The sequence below is a fragment of the Streptomyces sp. Ag82_O1-12 genome (assembly GCF_900182715.1).
In the GTDB taxonomy this organism is placed as follows: domain Bacteria; phylum Actinomycetota; class Actinomycetes; order Streptomycetales; family Streptomycetaceae; genus Streptomyces; species Streptomyces massasporeus.
Window position 1 is genome coordinate 3202103 of sequence record NZ_FXUW01000001.1, and the last position, 12058, is coordinate 3214160.

Sequence of the window (12058 nt, forward strand, 5' to 3'; positions counted from 1 at the left end):
AAGGGGCGCGGGGAACTGCGCGACCGGCCACGGACTGCCCGCAGCCGGAAACTGACCGCAGTTCCCCGGCCCTCCCAGCGGAGCGCCTACGCGTCCTTGAACTCCTGCCGCTGCCGCCCGAGCCCCTCGATCTCCAGCTCCACGACATCCCCGCTCCGCAGGAACGGCTTCGGCTCGGGCGCTCCCAGTGCCACGCCCGCCGGCGTACCGGTGTTGATCACATCGCCCGGGTACAGCGTCATGAACTGGCTGAGGTACCGCACGACCTCACCCACCGAGAAGATCTGCTCGGCCGTCGTCCCGTCCTGTTTCAGCTCCCCGTTGACCCAGAGCTTCAGGGACAGGTCCTGCGGGTCGGGTATCTCGTCCGCCGTCACGAGCCACGGGCCCAGCGGGTTGAACGTCTCGCAGTTCTTGCCCTTGTCCCAGGTCCCGCCCCGCTCGATCTGGAACTCCCGCTCGGACACGTCGTGCGCCACCGCGTACCCGGCGACATGCGCGAGCCCCTCCTCCACGGACCCGAGGTACCGGGCCGTACGCCCGATGACGACGGCCAGCTCGACCTCCCAGTCGGTCTTGAGGGCCCGCCGCGGGACGAGGACCGTGTCGTTGGGCCCGACCACGGTGTCCGGGGCCTTCATGAAGACGACCGGCTCGGCCGGCGGCTCGGCGCCGGTCTCGCGCGCGTGGTCGTGGTAGTTCAGCCCGATGCAGACGATCTTGCCGATCCGCGCCAGCGGCGGCCCGACCCGCAGCCCGGTGGCGTCCAGGACGGGCAGGTCACCGGCGTCGGCGGCGGCCCGGACCCGGCCCAGCGCCTCCTCGTCGGCGAGCAGCGCGCCGTCGATGTCCGCGACGACACCCGACAGGTCCCGCAGGGTCCCTTCGGCGTCGAGCAGCGCGGGCCGCTCCGCCCCCGCCGTACCGACTCGCAGCAGCTTCATGATCAGTCTCCCTCGATCGCGGGCGCCCGGCCGATGCGCGCGACCCGGATGCGGCGGGGCAGCCATCGGAGGACTGGTCGATCCTCCAAGCTCGGAGTGCACTCCGCAATACCCCGTTCACGTACTGGACCCCGGCCGCCCGGTCACCTGTACAGCACGGCCCGCTCGACGACACTCCACGTCGTGCTGGTCACGACGTACAGCGCGGCGGCCAGCGGCACGACGGCCACGGTGACGAGCGTGAAGAACGACATGAACGGCATCATCTTCGTCACCGTCCCCAGCCCTGGCAGCTGCTCCCCGCCGCCGGCCTGGGCGGCCGGGTTCGCGGCCGCCATGCGCTTGCTGAGCCGGTAGCTGAACGCGGCGACGCATCCGACGACCACGAACAGCCCGGCGTAGACGAGTCCCGCACCACCGAGGACACCGCCCTGGAGCGCGTCCGTCCACCGCTCCCCGAGCGGCGCCGCCAACAGCTGATGGCCGAGCAGCCCGTTGGCCTCGCCGCCGATCGTGTCGCTGGAGAACAGGTGGTAGAGCAGGAAGAACGCGGGAATCTGGAGCATCCCGGGCAGGCAGCCGGCCAGCGGCGACACCTTCTCCTCGGCGTGCAGCTCCAGCACGGCCTTCTGGAGTTTCTCGGGGTTCTTGCCGTGCTTCTCGCGCAGCTCGGCGATCTTCGGCTGGAGCGCGGTGCGGGCCTTCTGGCCGCGCGCGGCGGCCCGGGACAGGGGGTGGACGAGGAGTCGTACGAGCGCGGTGAACAGGACGATCGCCGCGGCGGCGGCCGAGGCGCCGAACAGCGGCTGGAGCAGGCCGGCAAGGTGCTCGACCAGCGTGGCGAAGACGGACATGAGTGAGCCCTCCGGGGGTCTCGTCGTGCCGGAACAGGTCATGGCGGCATGACGACCCGCGCGGGGTCACTTCAGGTGTGGTTACGCCCGCACCCTGGGTGTGGTTACGCCCCTACGCGACGGTCGCCCGGAGGGCGTGACCGGGTGCCCGGGGCCGGGTGCGCCCCCGGGCGTCGGGATCGCGCTGCGGCAGGAAGGCCGTACGTCGGTCCCGGTCGCGGATGGCCGTACGCACGCGGGTGCGCGGCACGGTGGGCGCGCAGCGGGAGGCGATGACGGCGCAGAGCGCGAGGGCGGACGAGGCGGCGGCGGTCGCGGCGAGCGCGACGGTGGCGGTGAGGCTGCCGGTGTCGAGCAGCGCCACCTCGACGAGCAGGAAGAGCAGCGCGAGGGCGGGACGCAGAGTGGCCCAGCTCCGGTGCACGGCTGCCCCTCCCCTCGTACGCGCGTATGCCCTGTCGTCCGTTATACAGGACCGCCCTTCCACCCGGGCCCGCGACTTCGTACACGGGTTTGAGAAAGGTTCGTCACAACTCTCGACAACCCACCCGTCACACCCGATGCTTCTCGTCACCAATCACGGGGGCACCCCTGTGCGCCGGGCCAGGGACCGGGCGCCCGCCCCCATCTCCCTTACGGAGGAGCCGTGATCCGACGCAGAAGTCTGCTGGCCGCAGCAGGCGGAACGTTCCTCGGCAGCGCCCTTGCGACGGGCACCGCGCACGCGGACGCCACGATCGCCGTCAACCCGTCGACGACGTACGGCACCTGGGAGGGCTGGGGCACCTCCCTTGCCTGGTGGGCCAACGTCTTCGGCGCCCGGGACGACTTCGCCGACCTGTTCTTCACCACCAAGTCCGTCACGTACAACGGCCGCTCCCTGCCCGGCCTGGGCCTCAACATCGCCCGCTACAACCTCGGCGCGTGCAGTTCCAACAGCGTCGGCGGCGCGACGATGGTGAAGTCGCCCAACATCCCCGCCTTCAAGCAGATCGAGGGCTTCTGGCAGGACTGGAACAACGAGGACCCCACGTCCTCGGCGTGGAAGTGGACGGCGGACGCCAACCAGCGCGCGATGCTGGTGAAGGCCACGCAGCGCGGCGCGATCACCGAACTGTTCGCCAACTCCCCGATGTGGTGGATGTGCTCCAACCACAACCCCTCGGGCGCGTCGGGCGGCGGCAACAACCTCCAGACCTGGAACTACCGCCAGCACGCGAGCCACTTGGCGGCGACGGCCCTGTACGCCAAGAACAACTGGGGCGTGAACTTCGCGACGGTCGACCCCTTCAACGAGCCGGCCTCCACCTGGTGGACGGCGACCGGCACCCAGGAGGGCTGCCACATGGACCCGGCGGTCCAGGCGGCCGTACTCCCCTACATGCGCAGCGAGTTGGACAAGCGCGGCCTCACGGGCCTGCGCATCGCGGCCTCGGACGAGACGAACTACGACACGGCCCGCTCCACCTGGTCGTCCTTCAACTCCACCGCCAAGGGCCTGGTCTCCCAGGTCAACGTGCACGGCTACCAGGGCTCGGGCGGCCGCCGCGACCTCCTCTACACGGACGTGGTCACCACCTCCCGCAAGAAGCTGTGGAATTCCGAGACGGGCGACAGCGACGGCACGGGCCTGACGATGGCCTCGAACCTCTGCCTCGACTTCCGCTGGCTGCACCCGACGGCCTGGTGCTACTGGCAGGTCATGGACCCGTCGAGCGGCTGGGCGATGATCGCCTACGACGCCAACACCCTCCAGCCCACCACCGTCCAGACCAAGCACTACGTGATGGCCCAGTTCAGCCGCCACATCCGCCCCGGCATGACGATCCTGGACACAGGCGTCGGTTACGCGGTGGCGGCCTACGACGCCACGGCCCGTCGCCTGGTGATCGTCGCGGTCAACACGTCCACGTCCGCCCAGACCCTCACCTTCGACCTCTCCCGCTTCTCGACGGTGACGGGCGGCTCGGGCGGCCTGGTCCCCCGCTGGAACACGGTGACGACGGGCGGCGGCGACCTCTACACGGCCCGCTCGGACATCCGCCTGTCCGGCAAGTCGGTAGCCGTCCCATTCGCGGCAAAATCAGTCCAAACCCTCCAGATAGACGGCGTGACGCTTTAGATGTGCGCGGAGCGTGAGAGAAACCCGCGAGCCCCTGGGCGCCCTCGATATCGGGTCTGGCCTGCACATCTCTCACGCTCGTCACCTCCCGGCAGTACGGTGTCCCCCATGCGCCCCGACACGCCTGCCGAAAACGTCGACCACACCGCCGAGGCGGCACGCCTGGAGCGGACCGCCGGCCTGTATCCCGAGGACGCCGAGGCCCTGCTGCTGCGGGCAGCGGCCCACCTGGAACTCTCCGGCGACCGCCCCACCGCGACCACGCTCTACGACCGCCTGCTGTCCTCCCCGGACGGCCTGGAGAACCCCCACCTGGTACGGGCGCTCAAGGCCTCGAACCTCTGGGAGTACGGCCACGAGGCCGAGGCCCGCGCGATCATCGAGGGCGTCCGGGTGGCGTCCCCGAAGGACCCGGCCCCCTGGGTGATCGTCGCGGAGTCCCTGGAATCCCACGACGAACTGGAAGCGGCCCACGACACCTTCACCGAGGCCGTACGCCACCTCCTGACGGACGTCCCGGAGCCCCCCTACGCCACCCACCCCCTCCTCTTCGGCCGCCACCGCGTACGGCGCATGCTGGGCAAGTCCCACGACGAGTGGGACGCCTTGGCGGACTCGGTCCACTCCCTCCCGATCACCCTGGACGAACTCCACGACCCCAAGCGCGTCTGGTCCCTGGGCTCGGAGAACCCCGCGGAACTGGAGGCGGAGATCCTCCGCCTCCGAGCGGAACTGGGCGCATACCGGGAGGCCCTCTCCCGCCCCTTCCCGGTGGCGATCCTGCACTGGCCGGCGGACGAGCTCACGGAACTCCTGGAGGCGTACCCGGCCCTCGCATCGGAGTACCCGACCCACGAGGAACACCTCGCGACCATAGAGACGGCCCTCCGCGAACTCTCCGCCTCCGGCACCCCGAACCTGGGCATCGTCACCGGCACGGTCCCGTCCTACGAGGCCTTCGCGGCCTCGGAACTCTCGCCCCCGACCGACCCGACCCTCCTCCCCCAGTACGCGACGACACTGGCGGCGCGGGGACGGGCGGTGGCGTGGCCGCCGCAGCAGGGGGCGGCTTGTTGGTGTGGGTCGGGCCGGCCTTACGGCCAGTGCCACGGCAGCAGTGTCTGAGACCGGCACGGGCGCGATGCCGATCCGGTCTCAGGCCCGCGCCGCGTGCCGCAACGCAGCTGACAAGGGACACCAAGAACACCGGCGGATCGCCGCTGAGCCCATCCGGCGTGCGCGGAACCGCTGACGCGCCCGGCACGCCGGGCACAGCGCAGCGCACGGCGGCGCTCCCCACCCTGGCTCCCGCTTCCCCGGGCCGCCCGCTCGCTTCTCTCCCGTGCTGGAGCGGCCCGGGTCAAGGGTGGCCCGCAGGGCCATCGGCGCCAGCCGACGCGGAACGCAGCGCAGCGGAGTGGGAGCGCCCTTGATGCGGGGCGCGGAGGGCCATCGGCGCCAGCCGACGCGGAACGCAGCGCAGCGGAGTGGGAGCGCCCTTGATGCGGGGCGCGGAGGCACGACACTGACAAGGAAGCGGGTGGCCACCAGCTGACTGCGAGGCAGCATCACAACGCCCGGCCCATCGGCCCCTCCGGCCACCTCGCGCGCTCTTGTTCACCCGGAGCCTCCACCCACTCCTCTCACCGCGTCCGGAGCACTGGCAGAATGCTTTTGTGACCGGTGCTGTCCCATCCTCCCCCGGTGTCTCCGCCCGAATGAGCCGCCAAAGCTCTCGTGACACGGCTCCTGAGGTGGCGGTTCGACGGCTGCTGCACGCCTCCGGCTTTCGCTACCGCGTGAACGTGCCCGTGCCGGGGCTGCCTCGTCGCACGATCGACATCGTCTTTCCCAAGACAAAGATCGCAGTGTTCCTCGACGGTTGCTTCTGGCATGGATGCCCTCAGCACGCAACGCATCCGAAGGCGAACGCGGAGTGGTGGCGCGCGAAGCTCGAGAAGAACATGAGTCGCGACGTCGAAACGACGGAGCATCTCGCCGCTCAGGGCTGGACGGTCCTGCGCTTCTGGGAACACGAGCCAGTGAGTGGCGTCGCCCAACGCATCGCTATGACGGTGGAGTCAAAACGCCAGGGGCCCAACCGCCCCTCCACGGCCCTGTGACGGGAAGCTCAACACGAAGACGGTATGCCCAATTTTGCCACAGATCACACCAGAATCATCGATGCGATCATGGCAAAAATCCGCCTATCCCGGCGAACCTTGGCGTTGATTCACTGAGTGATGAGACCTTCAACCAATAGTGTGTAGGGGTTGTGAAGGCGGGGCGCTGATTGGCGTCTCAGAGTCCCCATTGGCAGGTCGGTTCACCATGCGACCGTGAGGGGATGCTGAGGGGCAGTCAGCTGATCGATGAGAGCGGGGGCGGTCAACTCATGACCGACGATTTCGATGCCATGTACGAGACCTTCCAGGCGCTCCTGGAGACGTTTCCCCCCTCGGAAGCGGTCAAGCGGCTGGAACTATTGGGTGTCGAACCAGATGTGGTCGAACGAATCCGTGACCGGCACGAGCAGCAGACGATCCGCATCAAGGAACTCGAAGAACCTCACGCGGTGGTCCTGGGTAACCGGGACACGTGGTACACGGGCCCGCAGGCAAAGGACAAGTGCTGGCCCGCGATCGTGAAGCTGCTGCGCAAGGACGGTTGGCCGGAGGAGCCTGCGATTCGAGATCTCGACGACTCCTCCACCCGCGTCGTCTCACTCCTGAACCACCCGAAGGAGAAGTCGTTCTCCACGCGAGGTCTTGTGGTGGGGTACGTACAGTCCGGCAAGACCACCAACTTCACATCAGTGATGGCGAAAGCCGCGGATCGCGGCTACAAGCTGTTCATCGTGCTTGCCGGCATCCACAACGGGCTCCGACGCCAGACCCAGGCCCGTCTGGTACAACAACTCGTTGAGCCGAACCCTTCGATGTGGTCACAACTCACCGGTCTGGACAAGGACTTCACCCCGCAAGAGAACCCGGCCGGTTACTTCGGCAAGAGCAACAAGACACATGTCTTGTGCGTCGTGAAGAAGAACGCAACCGTCCTCCGAAAGCTTGCTCGCTGGTTGGACAAGGCTTCGGACTACCTCAAGGACTGCCCCGCACTGATCATCGACGATGAGGCCGACCAAGCCACCGTGGCCACGAAGTCCATCAACCCGCTGATCCTCAGCATCATGAAGAGCCTGCCGCGGTCCGCGTACGTCGGGTACACGGCATCGCCGTTCGCCAATCTGCTGATCGATCCGAGCGCCGAGGACCTGTACCCGAGCGACTTCATCGTCAACCTGCCCAAGCCCAAAGGTCACTTTGGCACCGAAGTCCTCTTCGGGCGGTACGCGCTGGACGGCGAGGACGAAGACGATGTCGATGACGGCCACGACATGATCCGCTCGGTTCCCATCGATGACATACCTTGTGTTCGTCCCGAGTCCAAGGCGGACGTCGAGGGATTCGAGCCGGTCGTCACGGACACCTTGCGCAGTGCGATTGAGTACTTCTGGTTGGCCACGGCCGCGCGACGCGTTCGTGGGACAGGCAACCCTCACAGCACGATGCTGATTCACACCAGCGTTAACACCTCCGTTCACAACAGCTTTAAGCGGCCGCTGGAGCATCTGCGGGAGAGGACGGCCAAGACTCTCACCGACGAACCCGTCATCGACCGCTTGCGTACCCTCTGGGACAAGGAAACGGCTCGTGTTGCCGCAGAGGATTTCGGTGAGACGAAGGTGCCGTTCGACTCGTTGCTGGCTGAACTACCCGGAGTGCTGGGTAACTGTCGCATCATCATGGACAACTCGAGCAGCGAGGACCGCCTCGACTATGAAAACGGCCCAGTGGTCGCCATTGCTGTGGGCGGCAACACCCTTTCACGAGGTCTGACACTCGAGGGCTTGTCGGTCAGCTACTTCGTCCGCGCTGTGTCGGCGTACGACACACTGCTTCAGATGGGGCGCTGGTTCGGATTCCGGAATGGTTATGCGGATCTGCCCAGGATATGGATGACGGACGAGTTGGCGGAGTGGTTCCGGCATCTGGCAACGGTCGAGACTGAGATGCGTCGCGACATCGACATCTACATGACCGAGGACGAGACGCCTCTCACGTTCGCCGTTCGACTGCGCACTCATCCAGCCTTGCGTGTCACGGCTGCCGCCAAGATGCGCTCAGCCGTCACAGCTGCCTCCTCGTACGGTGGCAGGGGGGTACAGACGCACTACTTCCACACGAACGCCGATTGGCTTCGCGGGAACATCGCAGCGGCCCGAGATCTCGTCAGCGACGCGGTCACGCACGCCGTCCGTGTGGAGGACCGATCCGCTGAGGGCCGCTTCATATTCCGTGACGTGCCGTACGACGTCATCACCGAGTTCCTGGGTTCGTACAAGTTCCACGAGAAGTCGACGGAGAACGATCCCGATCTCATTAGCGCCTACATCCGGAAGCGCGTGTCATCCGCCGGCTCACTGCGTCGCTGGAACGTCGCCGTCATGGGCACTCCTCAAGGAGAGCCCTTCACTTTCGCACCCAACGTGACTGTGGGACGCGTTACGCGTACTCGTCTCGCACTTCCCAATCCCGATCCTGATTACGCCGACATCAAGTCGCTGCTGGGTCCGCGGGACGCAGCCGTGGACCTCGTCGGCGTCAAGACGAAGTTGACCGAGCAGGCTCTCAAGGACGCACGCAGTACTCAACTGCCGAACACCGGTCTTCTGCTGCTGTACCCGATCGACAAGACATCGGAGCCCGAACCCGGGAAAACGCTCCGTGCTCCCTTGCACGCCGAGGAACACGTGATCGGCGTCGGACTCGTCTTTCCCGATCCTCGCCACGGTGACAGCACCGTGGAGAAGTACATCTCTGCCGATCTGTCCGGTGTACGCATTGAGGACGAGGACTTCAGCCTGCTCGAAGGTGAAGACGCGTGAACAAGGAGGATCTTCGGAGACTCGCCGAAGAGCACTGGACTGCACTCATGTCACAGCCGACCACCGGCGAACGCCGTCTGCGCGTTTCTCAACTTCCGATCATGACGGACCAAGGCCCGGTCGCCGCGGCAGTGGACCACGAGGGTCACAGGCACCTGTTGGTACCCATAGACAGCCACAGAAAGATCCGCTCCGAACTCACAGGGCCGGTACTGCAACTGCGGAAGCGGCCGTTGGAGGACGAAGACACATATCAGACATTCGCCGACCTGGCCTGCCTACGCAAAGACCTCAACGACTTGTTTACCAGGCTCTGCGTGGACGTCCTGAGTACGGTCGAGACACTTCCCGATAACCCGGTAAAGGCCCTCTACCGTGTCCTCGATCGTTGGAAGTCGCTGTTTCAAACGCAAGCACCGACATTGGGCCCCGAGCAGTTGCTCGGACTCTTCGCCGAACTGTTGGTTCTCAGTGAACTCCTCCGTCGGGATCCCAGCGCTCATCGGCTTTGGCTCGGACCGAGTGGCCATCGTCACGACTTCTCGACCGGTGCCGTCGCCATTGAAGTGAAGGCAGGCGCCGACGGCAAGACACGAAAGCCTCGGATACACGGACTGACTCAGCTTGAGGTTCCCGCGGGTGGACGCCTCGATCTTGCATGGTTCAGCCTGAACCGCCTCACGACACCAGATGCGGGCACAGGTTTCGTCGATCTGGTCGAACAGGTACTTCACTTGTGCGACGACGAAGGTGCAGTAATCGGGCTGCTCGGCGAGGCCGGCTACAGCCCGCTCGAAGACGACCGCTACCGCGACGTTCGCTTTGCAGTCACAGAAGAGAAGTGGTACCAGGTCGGTCCTGGTTTCCCCGGGCTTACCAGCAGCGCACTGGCCGCAGCCGGTTTGCCCGTCTCGGTTGAGGATGTCGAATACACCGTGGACCTCTCGGGTGACTCACCCTTCGCCCTTGAACAGGACGATGTACCTAACGTGCTTGATCGCATCATTCGGGAGTCAGCGTGAGGGAACCTCGCTGGTACTCCCAGCCCTACCCCCCGGAGGGGGCCAGCGCCGCCGAGGGCATTCGTAACCAACTGGGGCGCCCTGAACTCGACCTCCTCACCATTCTGGTTCGAGAATCAGCCCAAAACAGTTGGGATGCCCGAATCCTGGGTTCCTCAGAGCCCGTCGACTTCCGCATAGACATGTGGACAGTCGGGCCGGCACACACCGGCCCATGGCGCACGCTCCTCCAAGCTGGGGCGCCCTCCAACGCCCAGCACTTCCCGCTCCACAACTCCCTCAGGCAAGGCTCCATTCGTCTTCTGGCCGTTTCCGACCGCGGAACCCGTGGGCTCGGCGGGCCGACTCGGGCCAACGACGCCGTCGGCCCGGATCGGGACTTCGTTTCGTTCATCCGCAACATCGGCGAACCCCGGGATACCGCTCTCGGTGGTGGAACCTACGGTTTCGGCAAGGGCATTTTCTACTTGTTGTCGAAGTCCGGGACAGTGCTCGTGCATTCTCGCTGCCGCACGCCTCAGGGCAGGTACGAGACCCGCCTCATCGGTTGCACACTGTGGAAGAGCTACGTGACAACCGAGGCCGAAGGGAAACGTCGCTACACGGGAAGGCACTGGTGGGGCGACCCATCCGGTGACGTCGTGGAACCATTGCTGGATCAAGAGGCCGAGGTGGTGGCCCAGCGATTGGGGCTGCGGTCATTCGCCCCCGAGGAGACAGGGACGACCGTAGTCGTCGTTGATCCACATCTCGACGAGATGGAGCCTGCGGGTGCGGCAGACTACTTGGCCGACACAATCGCCTGGCATCTCTGGCCCAAGGCGATTTCAACCGACGGCCGGCCTCCCGCGATGCGCTTTTCGGTCACCTGTGATGGCGTTCAACACCCCGTGCCGAACCCTCGCGTTACCCGTCCCCTGAACATGTTTGTTGCGGCTTACGAGACAATGGTGAGCCAGGATGGCCGAGACTTGGAGTGCCTGAAGCCCAAGAAGCATCTCGGTCGATTCGGCCTGGTGAAGCGCATCATGCCGCCGCTGGAACCGACCCGCGCGCAGCGCATGCTGAACATTGAGGACTTGATCCATCACGTGTGCTTGATGCGCCCAGCCGAACTCGTCGTCACCTACCGCCCGGGGCCCAAGCCGCCGAGTGCGAATCAGGGCTACGCAGGGGTCTTTCGAGCCGCCGAGGCCATGGATGACGTCTACGCCAAGGCGGAACCGCCCACACACGATGCTTGGAACCCTCACTCGCTCGACCGGCCGGAGAGCACCTACATCCACACAACGTTTCGCCGTATAGACGAAGCCCTCAACGGACTTCTGTCCCTCAATGGAGGTGTGCGACCCGGAACCAGCAACGTCGCCCTCGGTGCGGCCAGCTCGCTGTTCTCGGGACTGGTCGGAGGAACATGGGGGATCGGCGGAGCAACCGACTACTCGAAGCCCGGCAGCACAGCCACGCGCCGATCACAGGTCGAGGATGCGGAAGCACCCGTTCAACGAACGGCACAGGGCGGTCGTGCTTCAGCGCGGCCCTCCGTTGATGTGCCGGCTGCAGGAGGCGCCAGCGGTGACGGACGTCTGCCCAACGGCACAACGAGCGAGGACAGCAATGTCACCTCCCGCCGGCGACCGCGGGTGCAGTACGTCGGCGACCCGTACTACGACGACCGCGGCAACGACTCACTGTTGGTCCAAGAGTTCCGCTTGCCAGTCCCAGGCCCGCAGCAAGTACGCATCGATCTTGCCGTCACGCTCCCTGGCACTGGAGGGCGCGAGACTGACCCTCCGATCGGGGCCAGCATGCCGGTACTGGTCGGTTGGGAGGACCAGACGGGCCGGCTTCACAGCGATGACCCCTGTGTCATCGAGGGCGGTGACTCGATCTGGCGAGCCCTGGTCCGACCTGCCCCCGACACCATGACCGAGATCGGCATCAGGGTCGAGGCGGTGAGACCTACGTGAATAGGCGCGTTCTCCCATACCGCGCTCCGGCGGACGATGTCGTCTCGGCCGGGCCTTGGCAGCTGATCGTCGAGGACGGCGAGGTTGCTCTGCCCGTAGCCCTGCCGGACTGGGACTATCAAATGGATTTGCGTATACGCAGGGCCGTGCATGTCGATCTCGATCGGACACGTCGGGAATCGGGGCTGCCGGCCGACA

General features: G+C 66.2%; 9 protein-coding genes. 6 read left to right on the forward strand and 3 right to left on the reverse strand.

The window, feature by feature from the left end; genetic code table 11:
* Positions 1-86: 86 nt before the first annotated feature.
* The 3 genes from QOL88_RS14660 to QOL88_RS14670 form a co-directional block, all read right to left on the reverse strand.
* Positions 87-944, reverse strand: a complete 858-nt coding sequence (locus QOL88_RS14660; RefSeq protein ID WP_097216865.1) for a fumarylacetoacetate hydrolase family protein — start codon at positions 942-944, stop codon at positions 87-89.
* Between the two features lie 143 nt (positions 945-1087).
* A complete protein-coding gene (locus QOL88_RS14665; RefSeq protein WP_097216866.1) occupies positions 1088-1798 on the reverse strand; it encodes a YidC/Oxa1 family membrane protein insertase in 711 nt (236 codons plus the stop codon).
* Positions 1799-1910: 112 nt separating this feature from the next.
* A complete protein-coding gene (locus QOL88_RS14670; RefSeq protein ID WP_097216867.1) occupies positions 1911-2222 on the reverse strand; it encodes a DUF6412 domain-containing protein in 312 nt (103 codons plus the stop codon).
* A 222-nt stretch (positions 2223-2444) separates the two neighbouring features.
* On the opposite strand from QOL88_RS14670, the gene QOL88_RS14675 reads away from it, so the two are divergent.
* From QOL88_RS14675 to QOL88_RS14700, 6 genes are all read left to right on the forward strand, one after another.
* On the forward strand, positions 2445-3920 hold the full coding sequence (locus QOL88_RS14675; protein ID WP_097216868.1) for a glycoside hydrolase: 1476 nt from the start codon (positions 2445-2447) through the stop codon (positions 3918-3920).
* A gap of 108 nt (positions 3921-4028) precedes the next feature.
* The gene (locus QOL88_RS14680; RefSeq protein WP_097216869.1) at positions 4029-5045 is read left to right on the forward strand and encodes an SEC-C domain-containing protein; all 1017 of its coding nucleotides are present in this window, start codon (positions 4029-4031) and stop codon (positions 5043-5045) included.
* 593 nt (positions 5046-5638) lie between these two features.
* On the forward strand, positions 5639-6043 hold the full coding sequence (locus QOL88_RS14685; protein ID WP_097216870.1) for a very short patch repair endonuclease: 405 nt from the start codon (positions 5639-5641) through the stop codon (positions 6041-6043).
* Between the two features lie 272 nt (positions 6044-6315).
* Positions 6316-8868, forward strand: coding sequence for a Z1 domain-containing protein (locus QOL88_RS14690; RefSeq protein ID WP_097222995.1), 2553 nt, complete (start codon positions 6316-6318; stop codon positions 8866-8868).
* Positions 8865-9890 carry a PD-(D/E)XK motif protein gene (locus QOL88_RS14695; RefSeq protein ID WP_257027774.1) on the forward strand — a complete coding sequence of 342 codons (1026 nt, stop codon included), beginning with the start codon at positions 8865-8867 and terminating at the stop codon, positions 9888-9890. The genes QOL88_RS14690 and QOL88_RS14695 overlap by 4 nt, the downstream gene beginning before the upstream one ends.
* Positions 9887-11860, forward strand: a complete 1974-nt coding sequence (locus tag QOL88_RS14700; protein ID WP_143668862.1) for a hypothetical protein — start codon at positions 9887-9889, stop codon at positions 11858-11860. Before QOL88_RS14695 ends, QOL88_RS14700 begins: the two co-directional genes overlap by 4 nt.
* Positions 11861-12058 lie beyond the last annotated feature (198 nt).